Source organism: Clostridioides sp. ES-S-0054-01, assembly GCA_021561035.1.
In the GTDB taxonomy this organism is placed as follows: Bacteria; Bacillota; Clostridia; order Peptostreptococcales; family Peptostreptococcaceae; genus Clostridioides.
On sequence record CP067346.1, the window covers coordinates 450,987 to 471,418 of the forward strand.

The 20,432-nt window shown below is 29.0% G+C and carries 14 protein-coding genes and 2 pseudogenes; 13 read left to right on the forward strand and 3 right to left on the reverse strand.

Annotated elements, in window-relative coordinates; genetic code table 11:
* Nucleotides 1-395 precede the first annotated feature (395 nt).
* Entirely contained in the window at nucleotides 396-1,535 is a 1,140-nt protein-coding gene (locus JJC02_02475) for a Fic family protein (protein ID UDN55077.1), read from the forward strand.
* A gap of 271 nt (nucleotides 1,536-1,806) precedes the next feature.
* Here the strand turns inward: JJC02_02475 and JJC02_02480 are convergent.
* From JJC02_02480 to JJC02_02490, 3 genes and pseudogenes are all read right to left on the reverse strand, one after another.
* Nucleotides 1,807-3,011: pseudogene (locus JJC02_02480) on the reverse strand (IS256 family transposase).
* 128 nt (nucleotides 3,012-3,139) lie between these two features.
* Nucleotides 3,140-3,256: pseudogene (locus JJC02_02485) on the reverse strand (DUF4367 domain-containing protein).
* Between the two features lie 105 nt (nucleotides 3,257-3,361).
* Nucleotides 3,362-4,183 carry a metallohydrolase gene (locus tag JJC02_02490; GenBank protein ID UDN55078.1) on the reverse strand — a complete coding sequence of 274 codons (822 nt, stop codon included), beginning with the start codon at nucleotides 4,181-4,183 and terminating at the stop codon, nucleotides 3,362-3,364.
* 277 nt (nucleotides 4,184-4,460) lie between these two features.
* On the opposite strand from JJC02_02490, the gene JJC02_02495 reads away from it, so the two are divergent.
* The 12 genes from JJC02_02495 to JJC02_02550 all read left to right on the forward strand — a co-directional run bounded on the left by JJC02_02495 (nucleotide 4,461) and on the right by JJC02_02550 (nucleotide 20,425).
* Nucleotides 4,461-5,837 carry a sigma 54-interacting transcriptional regulator gene (locus JJC02_02495; protein ID UDN55079.1) on the forward strand — a complete coding sequence of 459 codons (1,377 nt, stop codon included), beginning with the start codon at nucleotides 4,461-4,463 and terminating at the stop codon, nucleotides 5,835-5,837.
* Nucleotides 5,838-6,082: 245 nt separating this feature from the next.
* Entirely contained in the window at nucleotides 6,083-7,150 is a 1,068-nt protein-coding gene (locus JJC02_02500) for an NADP-binding protein (protein UDN55080.1), read from the forward strand.
* A 99-nt stretch (nucleotides 7,151-7,249) separates the two neighbouring features.
* Nucleotides 7,250-7,558 (forward strand): 2-amino-4-ketopentanoate thiolase, encoded by a 309-nt coding sequence (locus JJC02_02505; GenBank protein UDN55081.1) that lies wholly within the window; start codon nucleotides 7,250-7,252, stop codon nucleotides 7,556-7,558.
* Complete coding sequence (locus tag JJC02_02510) at nucleotides 7,551-8,981, forward strand: PLP-dependent lyase/thiolase (protein UDN55082.1); 1,431 nt, start codon at nucleotides 7,551-7,553, stop codon at nucleotides 8,979-8,981. Before JJC02_02505 ends, JJC02_02510 begins: the two co-directional genes overlap by 8 nt.
* A gap of 77 nt (nucleotides 8,982-9,058) precedes the next feature.
* Nucleotides 9,059-9,433: an ornithine aminomutase subunit alpha gene (locus tag JJC02_02515; GenBank protein ID UDN55083.1), complete on the forward strand. Its 375-nt coding sequence runs from the start codon at nucleotides 9,059-9,061 to the stop codon at nucleotides 9,431-9,433.
* Nucleotides 9,427-11,631, forward strand: coding sequence for a cobalamin-dependent protein (locus tag JJC02_02520; protein UDN55084.1), 2,205 nt, complete (start codon nucleotides 9,427-9,429; stop codon nucleotides 11,629-11,631). Before JJC02_02515 ends, JJC02_02520 begins: the two co-directional genes overlap by 7 nt.
* Complete coding sequence (locus JJC02_02525; GenBank protein UDN55085.1) at nucleotides 11,631-13,040, forward strand: glutamate mutase L; 1,410 nt, start codon at nucleotides 11,631-11,633, stop codon at nucleotides 13,038-13,040. The genes JJC02_02520 and JJC02_02525 overlap by 1 nt, the downstream gene beginning before the upstream one ends.
* Entirely contained in the window at nucleotides 13,025-14,089 is a 1,065-nt protein-coding gene (locus JJC02_02530; GenBank protein UDN55086.1) for an alanine/ornithine racemase family PLP-dependent enzyme, read from the forward strand. Before JJC02_02525 ends, JJC02_02530 begins: the two co-directional genes overlap by 16 nt.
* Nucleotides 14,090-14,118: 29 nt before the next feature.
* Nucleotides 14,119-15,540, forward strand: a complete 1,422-nt coding sequence (nhaC, locus tag JJC02_02535; protein UDN55087.1) for a Na+/H+ antiporter NhaC — start codon at nucleotides 14,119-14,121, stop codon at nucleotides 15,538-15,540.
* A gap of 785 nt (nucleotides 15,541-16,325) precedes the next feature.
* Nucleotides 16,326-16,688: a VOC family protein gene (locus JJC02_02540; GenBank protein ID UDN55088.1), complete on the forward strand. Its 363-nt coding sequence runs from the start codon at nucleotides 16,326-16,328 to the stop codon at nucleotides 16,686-16,688.
* A 475-nt stretch (nucleotides 16,689-17,163) separates the two neighbouring features.
* Nucleotides 17,164-18,024, forward strand: coding sequence for a helix-turn-helix transcriptional regulator (locus tag JJC02_02545; protein ID UDN55089.1), 861 nt, complete (start codon nucleotides 17,164-17,166; stop codon nucleotides 18,022-18,024).
* A gap of 286 nt (nucleotides 18,025-18,310) precedes the next feature.
* The gene (locus JJC02_02550; protein ID UDN55090.1) at nucleotides 18,311-20,425 is read left to right on the forward strand and encodes an ATP-binding domain-containing protein; all 2,115 of its coding nucleotides are present in this window, start codon (nucleotides 18,311-18,313) and stop codon (nucleotides 20,423-20,425) included.
* Nucleotides 20,426-20,432: the final 7 nt, after the last annotated feature.

Genomic DNA, 20,432 nt, shown 5'->3' on the forward strand with positions numbered 1-20,432 from the left:
TGTAAAATAATTTGTGCTTCAAGGTTAATAAGAATCTTCTTTATGGCAATGATTTAAATATAATCAAATGTTGTAAAGAAGATTTTTTATGAATACTTTAAGAAAACAATTAGTCAAAGACAAAATTTAAAACAAGTTTATCACCGTTTTTTTCTAAAAGAGCGTTTACTAAATATCATAATATAATCCTCCCTTTCTAGTATTATTTACATATATAACGAATAAAGAATCGTTTTTTAGACACTTATGTATAAATTTTTTTATTAATTTTCAAGAATTTATTTTTAATAAGATTTAATTATCAAGAGTAGAATTATAATATATAAAATAAACAATCAAAAATAGTGTAAAAACTAATACTTTTTGTTAATATTAATAGATAAAGATAAACTAAGGTGGTGATTAAACTGACAATAGAAGAATACAAAAATAAATACTCTACTGGAGATAAGATTATACTTTCCTTAAATAGTTTTGATGATAAAGAACTATACTATCATGAAACTTATAACATATTAAATTCAATAGATGAAATAGATAGATTAACATCAAGTAAGATATTTAAAATAATAGAAGATAAAAATGATTTAGCCTTAGAGTCTTATTATTCTAGTGTAATTGAAGGTGCTTTTTCAACTAGAAAGATTGCAAAATCTATAATTAGAGGAAAGATGAAACCAAGTAATAAAAGTGAGTATATGATTTACAATAATCATAGAGCCTTAGAATATGGATTAGATAATTTAGATAAATTATATAGTCACAAATTTATATATAATTTACATCACATATTGGGTGAAAACTGCTTAGATTCAGAAGAATATGAATACAGAACTGAAAAAGTATATGTATGTGATTCAAAAGGTGAGATTATACATACAGGACTTGATCCTTTGAAAATATATAATTTTATGGATGAATTAATAACTTTTATGGAAAATAGTAAGGTAAATGATTTAGTAAAGAGTGCAATAATTCATTTCTATTTTGTATATGTTCATCCTTTTAGTGATGGTAATGGAAGAACATCAAGAGCCTTATCTTATCTATATTTAATTGATAAAGGATATGATACTTTCAAGGAGTTTTCAATATCATATATGATATCTAAAAACAGAACTAAGTATTATAAGGCTATACTAGATGTAGAGAATAAGGGATATAATTTAACTGTATTTATAGAGTTCATGTTAAAGTCCATAATACAGTCTATAAATGAAATGAGAGACATGCATGATAGAAAGTCTTTAGAGAGTGTATTGAAAGAAGAGTTATTTGAAAATGATATTACTCTATCAGCAACAGAAGAACATATATTAAAATATATCTGTAGTAAAGATAACTATTCTATGACATTAGAAAACTATATTAAAAAGAATAAAAGTAGATACTTAAAGGCTGGAATAAAGGAAATTGAATTAGTTGACCAGCTGATGGAAGTATTTAATAATCTTGAAGAGATAGAGATTTTATCTAGAGAAAAGGATGTATATAGAATTAATGAGAAGTACTTGAAGATGCTTGAAATAAGTTAAATTGAAGGATATAAAAATAAAAAGTGTGTACAGATATATAATAATAAGTCCTCTATGGATTGCTCTTAATTGAGTTTTCGAGACTGTAAATTAATTTGTGCTTTTAAAGATAATTTCTACTTTATAGCAACAATTATTTATTTACTATTAATATTTCCCAATATATGAATTTTATTCTAACAAATTGTAAAAAATATATACTGGGATATTTCTAAATATTTTTGGAAACCATATATATTATGGCAAATTTTTAGAATATGATTTTTTAAAATTATATTCTATTATCAAAGAATATAGATAACTGATTATATATACTATCCCAGTTTCTATATCTCATAGTCCATTTTTTCATCACATTTTCACTTGCTAAGAACAATATTTTTAATAGTGAATCGTCTGATGGAAAAGTGGACTTTGTTTTTGTGACTTTTCTAAACTGTCTATTAAGTCCTTCAATTATATTTGTAGTGTACATTATAGTCCTTATCTCTTCAGGAAAACTAAAAAATGGTGCTATAACATCCCAGTTATTTCTCCAAATTTTAATTGCCGAAGGATACTGTTTACCCCATTTTTCATCTATTTTATCTAAAGCCGATGAGGCTTCTTGTTCATTAACTGCTTTATATACAGATTTAAAATCACTTATTAATGCTTTTGAATCTTTGTATGAAACATATTTAAAAGTATTTCTTATCTGATGGATTATACATTTTTGTATTATAGAATTAGGATAACTTGCGGCTATCGCCTCTTTGAAGCCATTTAATCCATCAACACTAAAAATTAGTACATCTTTAACACCTCTATTTTTTAAATCGTTAAAACACTATACCAAAACTTTGAAGTTTCGTTTTCACCTATCCATATTCCTAAAATATCTTTGAAACCATCCTTATTTACTCCTAGAACTACATATGCAGCTTTATTTTTTATTTTTCCATCATCTCTTACTTTGTAATGAATTGCATCCATAAATACAAAAGGATAAACTTGTTCAAGAGGTCTATTTTGCCACTCTTTAGCTCTTTGAATTATAACATTTGTTATATTACTTACTTGATCAGCTGAAATTTCTATACCGTATAAATCTAATATCTGGTCATGTATATCTCTTGTTGACATACCTCTTGCATAAAGTGATATTATTTTTTCTTCGATTCCTGAAATATCTCTAATATTTTTAGGAACGACTACTGGATTAAAGTCATTATCTCTGTCTCTTGGAACGTCTAGTTGTAAATCTCCAAATTGTGATTTTACAGTTTTTTTGCTATATCCATTTCTTCTATTAGTTGTATTCTTGTTATGGCTGTCGCCCTTTTCATAACCTAGCTCTAATGCCATTTCTTGTTCTAACATCTCTTGTAGTATATCTTTGAACATATCTCTTAGATAGCTACTTATATCTCCAGATTTTATAAATTCTCCATCTGATATAATTTCTTTGACTAATTGTTTTCTTAAAGTATTCATAAAAAATCTCCTTTACGACATTTGATTATATTTAAATCATTGCCATAAAGAAGATTTTTATTAACCTTGAAGCACAAATTATTTTACATTACCGAGTTTTCTTAAAGGGTTTTGTTTTTTTATTCTTTTTAAATGCATTTCTTATCATTCCAAAATAATTGAATAGAAGTTTCTTTTTCTACATATTTAGCTTTATTACCATTTATTGATATATTTTCGACCTTAGCATTTTCTGTATCAATAATATAATATCTAAGGTAAAATTAAATATTTTAGATATACTATTATTTTTTGACTACAATACTAAAGTAAAATTTACCGACTTTGCATTATGCTTATTATCTGATACTTTAAACTATAATTTCCATACCATCATAGGCAAAATAAATATTATCAAGTTTCTTTTCTAATTCACTGTAATAACCGTATGATTTTCCCCACATTTCATCAATATGTGTAACTATAACCTTTTTAATTCTGTAATAATTTTTAATTTCTATAACTTCATCTAAAGTAAATATTTCATCTTTGAATGGTGCGTCTTTAAGCTTCGTTCCATCGTTTAATATGCCATCATCAGAAACTAAACTGATTATTAAAACATCTGCATCAAAGTACATATCATTATGAGTAAATGGTTTTGGATTGCAACAAGCGTATATAACCTTTTTATCATTCTCTCTGATAACATAGAAGGTTATATTCCTATCTCGGTTGTTGTTAAACAAATCAATATCAAAATTATCTATCTTTATATGAGAAGTTTCATTAACAGAAATGCAGTGTAGAACATCCCCATAATATTTAAGACAATCAAGGTTCATTCGATTTATATCTTCAATCACTTCAGGCAACGCATAAAATTCAATAGGAGTATTTTTATCTGCAATAAAGTCATAGCCAATTTTTTCGACAATTCTAATGCCTTTAACATGGTCTGGGTCATGGTGAGAAATCGAAAGGTGTTTTACTTGTGATATTTTTTGCCTGTTGCAAGCCACTGCAATATCTTCAGGTGTGTCTATCAACATTTTTATATCATCAATATATAGGCTTGGACCTAATCTTTCATATCTTCCACCTTTTTGCCTGGCTTCCTCACATATTTTGCATTTACAAAATGAACTTGGAATAATTGACATACCACCACTACCAATAATTTTTAATTTCAAAGCTATCATACCTCCTTATTAAAATGTTAGATTATATGAATAATCTACAATTAAAACTTCCTAACAAAATTTTGATTTAGTAGATTATATCACGTATAAACGTGAAAGAACAGAAATATATAAATAATCTTAAAAATATATTAATATAATGTACATAAAAAATATCATAAATATATGATAAGATAAATACAATGGCAACATTTTATTAATTTTTTGGGTTTTTATATATTTAGGTACTGGGGTGATATAGTTGAACCAAGAGATATTTTTTAAAGTGATGAATGAAATACTGGAAAATATTGATGAAGGAGTACATTTTGTTAATAAAGAAGGGAAAACTATAATCTACAATGATTCTGTACAAAAAATGGAAAAAATGAACAGGCATGATATTTTAACTAATTCATTTTTTGATATAGTAAAGAAAATGAAAATAAATAGAAGTACACTAGTAGAAGTTTTGGAAAAAAGGGAAATTATCAAAGACAACATTCAAAAATATCTAGATAAAAATGGAAAAGAGATAACAGCAATTAATACTACAATACCAATTCATGTTAAAGGAGAATTTGTAGGAGCACTTGAAATATCAAAGAATATGACAACCATAGAAAATTTACTAAATAGAAATTATAAAAAAAATTTAATCAATAAAGTTAATAGCAGACAAAAGAAGGGCTATGAATTTGATGATATTTTAGGAGAAAGTAATCTCATTAAAGAGGCAATAGCAAAATCTAAGAAAGCTTGTAAGTCTGATGCTTCAGTATTTATATATGGAGAAACTGGAACGGGTAAAGAGTTATTTAGCCAGTCCATCCACTATGGAAGTAATAGAAAAAATTATCCGTTTATAGCACAAAATTGTGCAGCTTTACCAGAATCATTATTCGAAGGCATACTATTTGGAACTAGCAAGGGGGGATTTACAGGGGCAATAGATAGGCCAGGCTTATTTGAACAAGCTAACAAAGGGACTTTATTACTGGATGAAATAAATTCCATGCCTATTATGTTACAGGCTAAATTACTGAGGGTTTTACAAGAAGGTTATGTAAGAAGGGTTGGAGGAACTAAGGATATACCTATAGATGTAAGAATTATTGCAACAACAAATGAAAGTCCAAAGGTCATTTTAAATGAGCATAAAATAAGAAAAGATTTGTATTATAGGCTTAACATAATTCATATAAAAATTCCTCCTCTTAGAGATAGAAAAGAGGATATATCTCTATTGTGCAAAAAATTTATTTCAAAGTATAATAAAAAGTTAAATAAAAAGGTGATAGGTATTTCAGATGAAGCTATCAGAATTTTAGAAAATTATGACTGGCAAGGTAACGTAAGAGAGCTGGAAAACATAATTTATTGTACTATGAGTATGATGGAAGACGAGATACAAATAGAAACAAGTATGATTAATCTAAATGACTATTACAATATTAAAGAGAATAAAGAGAGTAACAATTATTCTTTAAATGATTTAGGGAAGAAGACACTTAATAATATTCTTAGTGAGATAGAAGAAAAGTATATATATGAATCATTAGAAAAAACATCGTACAATATAACTAAAGCTGCATCAATTTTAGGTATGAATAGGCAAAATTTACAGTATAAAATAAAAAAATATAATATCAAATATTATAAATAAAACAAAAAAGTAAAATAGAAGTAAAATAAAAAGCAAAATAAAGGAGCAAAATTATTATAAAAGAGCAAAATATTTTGCTCTTTTTTTATTTGTTAGAAGAAATATTATTTTTTATTTATGAAAATACATAACAAAATAATTATAATTTCAACGTTCCAATAAATATTTAGTTTAATTTTAAAGTTGGCATGATTTATGCTTTAAATAATTGTTAAGAATATATAAATTTTTAGGAGGGTGTATATATGAGAAAAGTAAGAGTTGGAATATGGGGATTTGGAGCTATGGGAATAGGTATGGCTAATATGATTCTAAAAAAAGAAGGTATAGAAATAGTATCTGTTTGTAGTAGAAGTACTTCAGGTAAAAGTATGTATGACGTTTTAGGTATTGAAAGAGGAGAAAGACCAGAAGTTATTATCAATGGAAATTATGAAGAAGTTTTTAGAGAAAAAAGCGTGGATGTTGTTTTGTTAGCAACGGATTCATTTACTAAAAAGGCTTTTGATAAAATAATGTTCTTATTAAATAGAAAAATAAATGTTATATCAACAGCAGAACAAATGGCATATCCACAAGCTGATGATGCAGATTTAGCTAAAAAAATGGATGAAGTTGCAAAGGAGAATGGAGTAAGCATACTTGGAACAGGAATAAATCCAGGTTTTGTATTAGATTTATTAGTATTAGCACTTTCAGGAACTTGTGAGGAAGTTACTAGTATAAAAGCCAAGAGAGTAAATGATTTATCACCATTTGGAAAATCTGTTATGGTAGAACAAGGCGTTGGAGTAACAAAAGAGGCGTTTATAAAAGGTGTAGAAAATAATACTATAGCAGGTCATGTAGGGTTTGTGGAATCAATAAATATGATAGCTGATGGATTAGGATGGAAACTAGACAAGATAGAACAAACAAAAGAGCCAATAATGACTACAGTAGATAGAAAATCTAAGTACGGAGAGGCATTGGCTGGAAATGTTGCTGGTTGTAGACAATGTGGATATGGATACGTAAACGGAGAAGTTTTAATTGAAATGGAGCATCCACAACAGATAATACCTGAAGCAGAAGGCATTAAAACAGGAGACTATGTATCAATAAAAGGTATACCAAACATTGATTTACAAATAAATCCTGAAATACCTGGAGGAATAGGTACTTATGCAATGATAGTAAACTCTATTCCATTAATAATAAATGCTAGACCAGGTCTTAAAACTATGTTGGATATACCAGTACCTAGAGCAATAATGGGAGATGTAAGAAATCAGATAGAAGTTGAATTAGAGGAAGAATCAAAGTCTAATTAGTAAAATAACAGTTAGCTAATTAGTAAAATAATAGTTAATTAACAAAATAACAGTAAACTGATTAGTAAAATAATAGTTAATTAATAAGGGGATGAAAAAATGGATGCTAAAATTAATGATTGGGTTATTATACACAATATAGTGTTGACTCCAGAAGAAAGAGCTCCACAAGTTCCAGAGGATACTAAAAAAGTATCCTTAGAAATGTGGGTTAAAGGATTTATACAAAATGATGCCTCTATAGGTGATTTAGTAGAAGTTAAAACAATTACAGGCAGACTTGTAAAAGGCAATTTACTTAAAGTAAATCCATATTATACTCATGATTATGGTAAATGTATACCAGAGTTACTCCAAATAGGAATACAAGCTAAAGAAATATTATTTGGAGGTGTATATAATGAATAATACAGCATCAATGAGAGATATGAGTTATCAAGCTGTTATGGGAAGAAATAATGAAATAATGAAAAATGCAATTGGGATTGATTACTCTTCCTTTGAACAAGAAGGAATAGGATTTGATTATGAAAAAATGATGAGTGAAACAGGATATACATTACAAGATATTGAAGTAATTCAATCCCAGTATGCTGTTGGAAATACACCTATAATAGAACTTAAAAATTTGACTAAGTTAGCTAGAAAATGTGCTCCAGATGGTAAGGGTGCTAGAATATTTGTAAAAGATGAAGCAATGAATGCATCTGGTAGTTTTAAAGCAAGAAGGGCAGCCACTGCAGTATACCATGCCAAAAAAATGGGATATAAAGGTGTGATAGCAGCTACTAGTGGAAATTATGGTGCAGCTGTAGCATCTCAAGCGGCAATGCAAGGTTTAAAATGCATAATAGTGCAGGAATGTTATGATTCTAATGGTGTAGGTCAACCTGAAATTATAGAAAAAGCAAGAAAATGTGAGGCATATGGAGCAGAAGTTGTTCAATTAACTGTTGGACCAGAATTATTTTATACATTCTTAGTCTTATTAGAAGAAACAGGATATTTTAATGCGTCATTATATTCACCATTTGGGATTGCAGGTGTAGAAACTTTAGGGTATGAGTTAGCTATTCAATTTAGAGAAAAATATAAAAAAGACCCTGATGTAGTTGTTTGCACAAATGCAGGTGGAGGTAATCTCACTGGAACTGCAAGGGGATTGATAAAAGCTGGTTCTCTTAACACTAAAGTAGTAGGAGCAAGTGTCGATTTAAAAGGATTGCATATGGCTAGTGATAATCAATTTAATAAAAAATCATTTACAACAGGGCATACAGGTTTTGGTATACCATTTTGTACGTGGCCTGATAGATCAGATGTACCTAGGTCTGCAGCTAGACCACTTAGATATATGGACAGATACGTGTTAGTAAAACAAGGAGAGGTTTTTTATACAACTGAATTATTGGCACAGTTAGAAGGTATAGAAAGAGGTCCTGCAGGAAATACATCTTTAGCAGCAGCATTCTCTTTAGCTCAAGAATTAGATGAAGATAAAATTATAGTAGTACAAGAAACAGAATATACAGGTGCAGGTAAACACATATGTCCACAACTTACTTTTGCAAGAGAAAATGGAATAGATATAAAATTTGGAAATCCAAGAGAAGAAATTGCAGGAGTAAACTTAATATTACCAGAAAGACCAGAATTATTGAAATGTGTTGATGTTGACATGAATAAAATAAGAAAATCATTTATAAAAAATTGTATATCTAACAATCACATTGATAATGTTGATAGTTTAAGTAATCAAGATATAGAATTTTTAATGGAAGAAGTAAAAAGTTCAAGAGATTTTGTTGCTGATGTTTTAAATAATTTATAATAATTACTGTTTTTTAATTTAACATAGAATAAATATTTGGAAAATTCACTTAAATTGATATGAATGGGGGAATGTTCATGAAAAAAAGAGCGGATGATTTTGAAGTTAGAAGAAAACATCTTCAAGAACTGAGTGATGAGGAGTTAAAAGAAAGGTTTTGGAATTTAGCTACTCAGATAGTAGAACCAATGATAGACCTAGGTAAAAAGAATACAACACCATCAATAGAAAGGTCTGTATTGTTAAGAATGGGATTTTCTTCTCTTGAAGTAAAACCTATTTTAGAAGGTGTTATGGAAAGAGGTCTTATAGGTAAAGGGGCAGGGCATGTAGTTTATAAGCTGGCTAAATCTAAAAATATAACAGTTAGAGAAGCAGGTTTACTATTAGTTAATGGTGAATATTGGGATGAAGTTACATGTTTATTTAGAGAAGGGGTAGAATCATGTTAAAGGAAAATAAAAAATTGGATATAGACTATATATTAAAAGATTTGGATAAATATAAACCAAAAAGAAGAGGTTGGGTTTGGAGAGAGCATTTGGAAAATCTTGAAATGGGACCTTTTGAATATAAAGACTGTACAAAACCTTTAAAAGACAGTGTGGGGCTACCATCATCTAAGTACTTCAATAATATAGACCCTCAACCGAGCCCAGTTATTACTACTGAAATAGCTTCTGGTAGATTTGAAGATGATATAAGAAGAATGAGGATGGCAGCTCATCATGGTGCTGACCATTTAATGGTTATTAGAACTGCTGGACAATCACATTTTGACGGACTTATAGAAGGCACTCCTCAAGGTATAGGTGGAGTTCCAATAACAAGAAAGCAAGTAAGAGCTCAGAGAAAAGCTCTTGATTTTATAGAAGAAGAAGTTGGTAGACCTATTAATTACCATTCATATGTAAGTGGTGTTGCTGGTCCTGAAGTAGCAGTAATGTTTGCTGAAGAAGGGGTTAATGGAGCACACCAAGACCCACAATACAATGTTCTATATAGAAATATAAACATGGTAAGGTCTTTTGTAGATGCTTGTGAAGCTAAGAAAATAATGGCTTTTGCCAATATAGCTCAAATAGACGGAGCACATAATGCTAATGCTACTGCTAGAGAAGCATGGAAGGTAATGCCTGAACTTATGGTTCAACACGCTTTAAACTCTATATTCTCAGAAAAAATAGGAATAGATAAAAGCAATATATGCCTATCAACAGTTCCGCCAACAGCACCTCCAGCACCATGTTTAAGAATAGACTTACCTTATGCTGTTGCACTTAGAGAATTATTTAGCGATTATAAGATGAGAGCTCAAATGAATACTAAATATATGGAATCATCAACTAGAGAAGCAACAGTTACTCATGTATTAAATTTATTGACATCAGTATTAACTAGAGCTGACATACAATCAACTATAACACCTGATGAAGGTAGAAATGTACCTTGGCATATATACAACATAGAAGCATGTGATACAGCAAAGCAAGCTTTAGTTGGTATGGATGGTCTTATGGATATGATAGAACTTAAAGATGTCGGTGAATTAAGAGACAAAGCAAGAGAACTTAAAGAAAGAGCTGTATTATATATGGAAGAAATATTTGAAGTTGGTGGATATTTTGAATCTGTAGAACAAGGATTTTTTGTTGATTCTGGAAATTATCCAGAAAGAAATGGTGATGGAATATCTAGAAAAATAAAGGGAGGAGTTGGTGAAGGCACTGTTTATGAAAGAGAAGAAGATTATTTAGCACCTGTAACTGCTCACTTTGGATACAATAATGTAGCTCAATACGATGAAAATGCTATAGATAATCCATCAATGTTAATAGATGGATGCACATTTGAAAATCCAGACAAAATAATATATATCGATGAGCTTGACGATTTTGATAATGTGGAAAATAGACTAAAAGAATCAGATGAATATAGAAATGGAACTAAAATTAAGCCTGAAATGGAATGGTGTGCAGATGGAATTGTAATGATAACAATGATGCTTCCTACTGATAAAAGAACAGCTGAGTTTGCAGCTCTGGAATTTGCAAAAAAAATGAACTTACAAGAAATTGAGGTTATAAGTAGAGAAGTTATGCATGAGTCTGAAGGGACTAGGATAGAAGTAAAAGGAAGAGTTCCATTTGATATAGATTTAAACAATTTAGTAATACCAGAAGAACCTAAAGTACTAACTGATGAAGAAATAAGAGCAGATATAGAAGAAAAACCTATGAAAATAGTTTCAGCTACAGTTGGAGAAGACGAACATTCAGTTGGTTTAAGGGAAATCATAGATATAAAACATGGTGGTATTGAAAAATATGGTATAGAATGCCATTATCTAGGGACTTCTGTACCTGTAGAAAAATTGGTAGATGCAGCGATTGAACTAAATGCAGATGCAATACTCGCATCTACAATAATAAGTCATGATGATATTCACTATAAAAACATGAAGAAATTGCACGATTATTGTGTAGAAAAAGGTATAAGAGATAAAGTAATGATTGCATGTGGAGGAACACAAGTAACACCTGAAATAGCCGTTGAACAAGGAATAGATGCTGGGTTTGGAAGAAACAGCAAAGGTATACATGTAGCTACTTTCTTAGTTGAAAAAAGAAGAGAAATGAATAATAAATAATGGAAAATAAAAAAGTTTCTTTAAAAATAGATGTGTTGGTAGCTGAAATAGGAAGTACTACTACTGTGGTAAACGCTTTCCACGATATTGATACTAATAATCCTGTATTTTTGGGTCAAGGTCAAGCTCCAACAACAGTGTTTGAAGGTGGCGATGTAAGAAATGGCTTGTCAGGTGCTATTAAGGATTTAGCTAATAAATTATCTGTAGATGATATAGAGTATAATGATATGTTTGCAACTTCTAGTGCAGCTGGTGGATTAAAAATGACTGTTCATGGATTAGTATATGATATGACAGTAAAAGCAGCTAAAGAAGCTGCTCTAGGGGCTGGAGCTGTTATTCGTCAAGTAACATCAGGTAGAATTAAAAGAACTGATTTAAATAAAATAAAAGAAATAAACCCAAACATAATTTTAATAGCTGGAGGAGTCGATTACGGAGAAAGAGATACAGCTATTTATAATGCAGAAATGATAGCTTCTATGAATCTAGGTATACCAGTTATATATGCTGGAAATATTGAAAATAAAGAGGAAATAAGATTAATATTTGAAGATACAAACTATAAACTTTATATAACTGAAAATGTATACCCTAAAATAGATTTATTGAATATAGAACCTACAAGAAAAATTATTCAAGGTGTATTTGAAGAACACATAACTACAGCACCAGGAATGAAGTATATTAAAGAAATGGTTAATGAAAATATTACTCCAACTCCGGGAGCTGTAATGGAAGCTTCTAAACTCTTATATAAAAATATTGGAGATTTATTAACTCTAGATGTAGGTGGAGCAACTACGGATGTACATTCTGTTACGGATGGAAGTGACTATATTAATAAAATTTTAGTTAATCCTGAACCTACAGCAAAGAGAAGTGTTGAGGGGGATTTAGGTGTATATGTAAATATGAAAAATATAGTAGAAGTTATAGGTAAAGAAAATTTACAAAGTGAATTATCTATAGATATTGATTCCATAATAGATAATTATCCACCAATACCAAAATCAATAGAAGAAATATTATTTGTCGAGAGATTGACAAAAGAAGCTGTTATTAAAGCTATGTTGAGACACTCGGGAAAAATAAGAAATATCTATGGAACAACTGGAAAAATCAAAATTGCAGAAGGAAAAGATTTAACAGAAGTAAGATATATAGTTGGTACAGGGGGAGCACTTACTAGGCTCCCTAGTAGAATTGAAATATTAGATAATATGCTTAAATACAATAAAAATAATGAATTGCTATTTCCAAAGGAAAAAACAAAAATATTGATAGATAATGACTATATTATGGCATCCATGGGTGCTTTATCTAAAAAATATGAAGAAGCATCTCTTAAGCTCCTGCTAAAAAGTTTGAACTTCGAGGAGGAAAGATTATGTACCCTAGGTTAGAAATAGATATGGAAAAGTTAAAACATAATGCAAAAGTAATTTCGCAGATGTGTCATGAAAGAAATATTAAGATATCTTTTGTTACTAAATCATTTTGTGCACAAAAAGAAATAGTAGAAGCAGTATGTAGGGATGGAGTAGATTATATAGCAGATTCAAGAATACAAAATTTAAAAAAATTACAAGATATAAATTTACCTAAAATGTTGATTAGAATTCCCATGCTAAGTGAATTAGAAGACGTTATCAATTATTGTGATATTAGTTTTAACTCAGAACTAGGAACAATAAAGAAGTTAAATGAATTGTGTGAAAGTAAAAATATTATTCATAAGATAGTTATTATGTTTGACTTAGGAGATTTACGAGAAGGATATTTTTATGAAGAAGACCTTTTTAATGATGTAAGAGAGATAGTAAGATTAAAAAATATTAAAATAATTGGTATAGCTACAAACTTAACTTGTTATGGAGCTATTATACCATCTAGAGAAAATATAGGTAGATTAGTAGGTATAGCACAAAAAATGGAAGAGAAATTTGGAATAAATCTTGAAATCGTATCTGGGGGTAATTCAAGTTCTATACATCTAATGACAAGTAATAATATGCCAGAAGGTATTACTAATTTGAGAATAGGGGAATCTATTCTACTTGGTAGAGAAACATCATACGGTAAAAATATAGGTGGAACATATCAAGATGCATTTAAATTGATATGCCAAGTAGTTGAATGTAAAGAAAAGCCATCAGTTCCTATTGGAGAAATAGGAGTTGATGCTTTTAGAAATAAACCTGTTTATGAAGATAAGGGAATCTTAAAAAGGGCAATCATAGCTATAGGTAAACAAGATATAAATATTGACTCTTTAATTCCAATAGACACTGATATAAGAATATTAGGAGCAAGTTCAGACCACATGATATTAGATGTAAGTAACACAAAACATGATTATAAATTAGGTGACAATGTAGAATTTTTCTTAACTTATGGAGGTATCATGTCATCTAGTACGAGCGAATATGTTTTAAAAAAAATTATAGTGTAGTGTTCAAATAATTAGGAGGAAATTATTTTATGAAAGAGCGAGAATGTAGGAAAGCAAATCTATTTGATGCAATGATACCAATTACTTTTCTGATATTATTTTTAAGTCTAGGAGTATTAGTGTATGGTTCATCACCTCATGTACCACTAATAGGAGCTGCAGCAGTAGCAGGGCTTGTAGCTGTATATAGACTTGGGTTTAAATGGAAAGAGTTAGAATTAAGTATGTTTAATAGTATAAAGATGGCGATGCAAGCAATCTTAATCATAATTATAATAGGTGTACTTATAGGGACTTGGATAGTAAGTGGAGTAGTTCCATGTATGATTTACTGGGGACTAAAAATTTTATCACCAAATGTTTTTTTAGTGGCATCAACACTAGTCTGTGCAATAGTATCTCTTGCGACAGGTTCATCTTGGAGCACAATGGGTACAGTAGGAGTAGCTCTTTTAGGAATTGGTCAAAGTTTAGGTATGCCAGTTGGATTAATAGTAGGTTCTATCATATCTGGAGCTTACTTTGGAGATAAACTATCACCTTTATCTGAAACGACTAACTTAGCTCCAGCAATGGCAGGAACAGATTTGTTTACACATATAAAATATATGCTATATTCAACTATACCATCATTATTAATTTGTTTAGTAATTTATGGTATAATCGGAATGAAGTATTCAGGTCAAGCACTAGATATAAAACAGATAGAACTAATTAGGTCTACATTAAATTCTACATTTAATACTTTATCGCCAGTATTATTATTAGCTCCGGCAATAGTAATTGGATTGGTTGTATTTAAAGTTCCTGCTATACCAGGGCTTATAGTGGGTGTTGTATTAGGAGTATTGTTTGCAGTAGTTTTTCAAGGAGAATCTATGAATATGATATTAGACGCAGCACAAAATGGATATGTTTCATCAACACAAATAGAAGAGGTAGATGCTTTATTATCTAAAGGCGGGATTGCGAATATGATGTCCACTGTATCTTTAACAATATGTGCTCTATCTCTCGGAGGTATTTTGGAAAAAACAGGTATGCTTGAAGTCGTAGCGTCTTCTTTACTAAGATTAGCAAAGGGTGTATTTGGAACAGTATTATGTACAATGGTAACTTGTACAATTACTAACATAATAGCAGGTGAACAATACTTATCTATAGTTATACCAGGAAGAATGTATAATAAGGAGTATAAAAAGAGAGGTATACATCCTAAGATGTTGTCAAGAGCTTTAGAAGATAGTGGAACTTTAACTTCTCCACTAGTACCATGGAATACCTGTGGAGCGTATATAACAGCAACATTAGGTGTATCTGCATTAACATATGGTCCATATGCTTTATTAAATATTATAAATCCAATAGTATCTCTAGTATTAATTGCATGTAAGTTTAAAATAGCAAGAATAGAAGATGAACCTGAAACTTGTTTAAATTCTGAAATTTGATATTAATAAGTTTAAATTTGTAGTTTTATATTATTTTAATATTTGAATTGTTTGTATAAATTTTTCATGAAAAGAAGATTTTTTAAGACTTGCCTTAAAATGAGGCAAGTCTTTTAAGTATGTACTGTTTATAAGAATACTGTGTGACAAGCATGATAAGATTGTTTTTGTTATACTTTTGATATAAGAAATAAAAGGAGAGTCTGTTTTATATTCATATGAAATAATTAGTTATACAATAAATTTTGTTATAAAAATATTAGAAGTGAAAATAAAGTAATGAATGAATAAAATGACTAGAATATTTAATATAACAATAGTTGAACAGTCTAAATATTGTATTTTAGCAATACGAAAAACAATTGACTTTACGGCATAGTTTTCAGAGTTTTCGAAGCAAAGTTTAAAAAATTTCTAAATATCTGGATGAGAGAGGAATTATTTTCATGGTCAAAGAACAGTGGATATAAACTTCATGGCGATATATATTATTAGTACTTAAATGATATCAATCGTCCAGCTAGTGAATATCTTACGAAAATAATGTTACCTATTATATAGAAAATTGAAAATTATTGTCTGTTATTTGATAATAGAGAGGACGTTTACTGCATTAATTTTATTCTAATGATAGCAAAGAGGTTTGATTTGTTATTCTATATAACTCAAACATATTGTGAAAGTGTACTTAAGATGCTCAAAAGGTGATGCTTAATTTATTGTTATATAATTTGTAGAGTGTTATAATTTATAAGAAATAATATAGATAGATATAGGGGGAAAGTATGAAGATATATGATATATTAACACGTTTTTATATTCAAGATATAGAAAAAGCAATACCATTTTATGAGAATCTTTTAAAAGAAAAATGTTCTTTGCGTTTCTCTTATAAAGAAGTTGGATTAGAATTAGCACAAATAGGAAATGTCTTACTATTATCTGGTTCTGATGATTCTCTCAAACCATTTATAGAAACTAAGTCTACTTTTATGGTTGATTCTGTTAATGAATGGAGAAGTTATCTATTAAAGAATGGAGCAGTTGTGGTAAGAGATAAGAAAAAAGTTCCTACAGGATATAATATGACAGTAAAACATCCAGATGGCACAATTGTAGAATACGTTCAACATACAAAACAAGATTAGTTAAAAATAGATTTTGCTAATAGGTAAGCAATTATAGTCTATACTTAGAAGTCTAATTTGTTAGTTTCAATAGATTATAAGCCAAATTAAGGTATATTAAAATAGAGTATAAACTTATTTACATAAAAGGTGAACTTTATATAGATTTCACCTTCAAGAAGGAAATAATAAATAACTTTTTAGATTTACTAAATGAAAGGTTGTTGAAGATTAAAGGATTAGAGTATTTAATCAAAAAGTAGAAAGTGATATATTAAACTTTTGAACTTAGAATTTATATAAGGGATTAAGGCGTCATGTTATTTAGAAAATAGTTATTATTAGGATTGGAAAACATATAAGAATATTATTAAGTTTATAGTATTGAATAAAGTACATAGAAACAATAAATTCGTTTGTAAAAGAGCAAGATTCATTAAATATTATTAAGTGGTAATTGATATAATGTTGCATGGATAAAAGGAGGAAAGCTGCAATGTCTTATAAAGTAATTAATGTCATAACTGCTATTGACTATATAGAGGAGCATTTATCAGAGAAGTTGGATTTAGATATAGTTGCTAATGCTGTTCATTATTCAAAATATCACCTACATAGAACTTTCACATCTTCTGTTGGCTTGACAATGCACGATTACATAAAACGAAGAAAATTAACAGAAGCAGCAAAACTATTGGTATTTTCGAAGAAACCAATCATTGAAATTGCATTGATAGCTGGATATGAAAGTCAACAGGCATTCACTTCTATATTTAAGGCTATGTATAAAAAATCTCCAAATAAATATCGAAAAGAACAAGAATTTTATCCTTTGCAGCTAAGATTTGTTTTGAAAAAAGATAACTTATTTTCAAAAAATGTACTAGAGTTGGAAAAAGAAATTAAACTTGCAAATATGTCTGATATACCATTATGGATGAATTTAGTGAGATTAGTAATAGATGGATTTCCAAATTTGCAGGAAGAAGAATATATATATAAGTTGGAACAGTATATTTTAGAAGAAAGAGCTTTGATATTAAAATTTAATAATATTGCTATTGCAAATATGGTGTTTAATAGAGAAACTAGAAGTATTGATTTTTTTGGAATACATCCACAGTATCGTAATTCAGATATTGCACAAGTGTTCTTAAAGAAAGTTATTGAAGATTTTTTGATAGATACAGACATCTCAATTACTACTTTTCGAGAGGGTGATAAAGCTGATACAGGACATAGAGATATGATAAAGAAGTTGGGATTTGCAGAAGCAGAATTGCTTGTAGAATTTGGATATCCTACTCAAAAGTTTATCCTTCCTTATGTAGAAGAAACGGATAATGGAAAAGATTAATGTAAATTAAATGAAAAGTTTATCGTATATTCTTTCTTTGAATTAGTTTATATATAATTGGGATTAATTTATATATAATTTGAATTAGTTTATATATAAGAGTATTCTTATTTTCAGTATATTTTGCTTGTAAGTGTACTTATGGTCGTTATAGGAAGATTTAGTATTGGAAAAAAGGAGTTTTAAACCTAACATTTAAATTAAATAGCAAGAATGATTAAAAACTCCAAAATACAATTAAGTATAATGATTCAGTATAAGTACTTAATTAACAAGGAGGGTTCAAATGTCTGAAAATAAACAAGTAGTAAATTGTGATACTATTGCATCCAATTCTAAACATAACATATATGAACATGATACAGAGTTAACAACTTTTTTTCCAGATGAGATTGTACATCTAACAGATATAAATAACAAGTTAGATGATGCTTTTAAGAAAGCTGAAAATCTTGTTGGCAAGCTTGATAAGGATTATATGGATGCTAAAATGTATATGGTAAAAAATCGTGGCGAAATAGACCCACATGAAATGTTTCAAAATGAGCAAGCATTAAAACAAATAGATAACTATGGAGCTTTTATGGTAAAAGTTCGAGATAAGATTAATAAAATTAAAGATTCTCCGTACTTTGCTAGAGTAGATTTTAGAATGAAAGATATGGATGATGAATCTAAGTATTATATTGGTAGATTTGCATTTGATTATGAAGATGAACTTATAATACTTGATTGGCGTTCTCCAATTGCCAGTATGTTTTATGATTATGAAATAGGAAAAGCAGGATATGATGCACCAATAGGATGGGTAGATGGAGAAATAACAAGAAAACGACAATTTAAAATTAAAAATGGAAAATTGGAATACGCATTAGAAAGTTCTATTAACATACAAGATGATATTCTTCAAAAGGAGCTTAGTCACACTTCAGACGAAAAGATGAAGTCAATTATTTCAACAATACAAAAGGAACAAAATCAAATTATAAGAAATGATAAAGCTGACACACTAATTATTCAAGGAGTTGCTGGTTCTGGGAAAACATCTATAGCATTACACAGAATTGCTTTTCTTCTTTATAGATTTAAAGATAAAATATCAGCAAACAATGTAATTATCCTATCGCCCAACAAAGTATTTGGAGATTATATTTCAAATGTTCTACCTGAACTTGGAGAAGAGCCATTATGTGAATTAAGTTTTGAAAATATAGCAGAAGTACAATTAGAGAGAATTATTAATTTTGAAAGTGATAGAGACCCGTTAGAAATGAATGATGCTAAATGGGCTGAAAGAGTGCGTTTTAAATCTACACTTGATTTTGTAAAACTTATGGATAGTTATATAAAGCAAATGCCAAATAAAATTTTTATTCCAGAAGACTACACTTTTGGAAGTTTCACAGCCAAAAGTGATTGGATACAGAGTAGATTTGAGGCATATAATAAATATCCAGTTAAGAGAAGATTAGAGAAGGTAGCTGAAGATATTCATTATAAATTTGAATCAGATAATATTATGGAAGAGGATTTACCAAGGGTAAAAAGTATACTTAAAAGTTTAAATGGAATGTTGACAATAAAAAATACTCTTACATTGTATAAGGATTTCTTTAAACAAATGGATATATCAAACATGTTTGTGATGGCAGCAAAGAAAACCCTTGAATGGGCAGATGTATATCCATTTATATACATTCATGCTGCATATGAGGGGCTACAAGAAGATAAGGTTATAAGACATATTGTTATTGATGAGATGCAGGATTATACTCCTATTCAATATGCTGTAATAAACTTACTTTTTAAGTGTAAAAAGACTATTCTTGGAGACTTTGGACAATTAGTTAATCCTAATCATACTCATACGCTAGATGATATGAGGCAGCTATATAATGACGGAGAATTAGTTACGTTGAATAAAAGTTATCGTTCTACTTTTGAGATTATTAACTTTGCAAAAAAAATTCAAGATATATCTTCATTAGAGCCTATTGAACGACATGGTGATGAACCAGCTTTATTTAAGTGTAATAATGAACAGGATGAAATAAATAGGATAAAAATAGAACTTGAAGAATTTAAAAAGAGTGATAATGCTACTCTTGGAATTATATTAAAGACAGATAGTGAGGCTGAAGCTGTATATAATTCTTTAAAACAAGAATATAGTGTTAACTTAATATCTTCTGAAAGTTCTAGCTTTACAAAAGGAGTGTCCATAACTTCTGTTAAAATGTCAAAAGGTCTAGAGTTTGATGAGGTTATTGTACCTTCAGTAAATAATAAAACATATTATAGTGATTATGACCGTAGTTTGTTGTATATTGCTTGTACACGAGCTATGCACAAACTTAAGTTGACATATACTGGTGAATTGACTCAGCTTATAGATATGTAGATTATAT

What these genes read in the sequence shown, in the direction of transcription:
- JJC02_02500 (UDN55080.1), top strand. Translation starts at nt 6,083, where the DNA reads ATGAGAAAAGTAAGAGTTGGAATATGGGGATTTGGAGCTATGGGAATA.
- JJC02_02540 (UDN55088.1), top strand. Translation starts at nt 16,326, where the DNA reads ATGAAGATATATGATATATTAACACGTTTTTATATTCAAGATATAGAA.
- JJC02_02515 (UDN55083.1), top strand. Translation starts at nt 9,059, where the DNA reads ATGAAAAAAAGAGCGGATGATTTTGAAGTTAGAAGAAAACATCTTCAA.
- JJC02_02495 (UDN55079.1), top strand. Translation starts at nt 4,461, where the DNA reads ATGAATGAAATACTGGAAAATATTGATGAAGGAGTACATTTTGTTAAT.
- JJC02_02525 (UDN55085.1), top strand. Translation starts at nt 11,631, where the DNA reads ATGGAAAATAAAAAAGTTTCTTTAAAAATAGATGTGTTGGTAGCTGAA.
- JJC02_02530 (UDN55086.1), top strand. Translation starts at nt 13,025, where the DNA reads ATGTACCCTAGGTTAGAAATAGATATGGAAAAGTTAAAACATAATGCA.
- nhaC (UDN55087.1), top strand. Translation starts at nt 14,119, where the DNA reads ATGAAAGAGCGAGAATGTAGGAAAGCAAATCTATTTGATGCAATGATA.
- JJC02_02520 (UDN55084.1), top strand. Translation starts at nt 9,427, where the DNA reads ATGTTAAAGGAAAATAAAAAATTGGATATAGACTATATATTAAAAGAT.
- JJC02_02505 (UDN55081.1), top strand. Translation starts at nt 7,250, where the DNA reads ATGGATGCTAAAATTAATGATTGGGTTATTATACACAATATAGTGTTG.
- JJC02_02550 (UDN55090.1), top strand. Translation starts at nt 18,311, where the DNA reads ATGTCTGAAAATAAACAAGTAGTAAATTGTGATACTATTGCATCCAAT.
- JJC02_02510 (UDN55082.1), top strand. Translation starts at nt 7,551, where the DNA reads ATGAATAATACAGCATCAATGAGAGATATGAGTTATCAAGCTGTTATG.
- JJC02_02545 (UDN55089.1), top strand. Translation starts at nt 17,164, where the DNA reads ATGTCTTATAAAGTAATTAATGTCATAACTGCTATTGACTATATAGAG.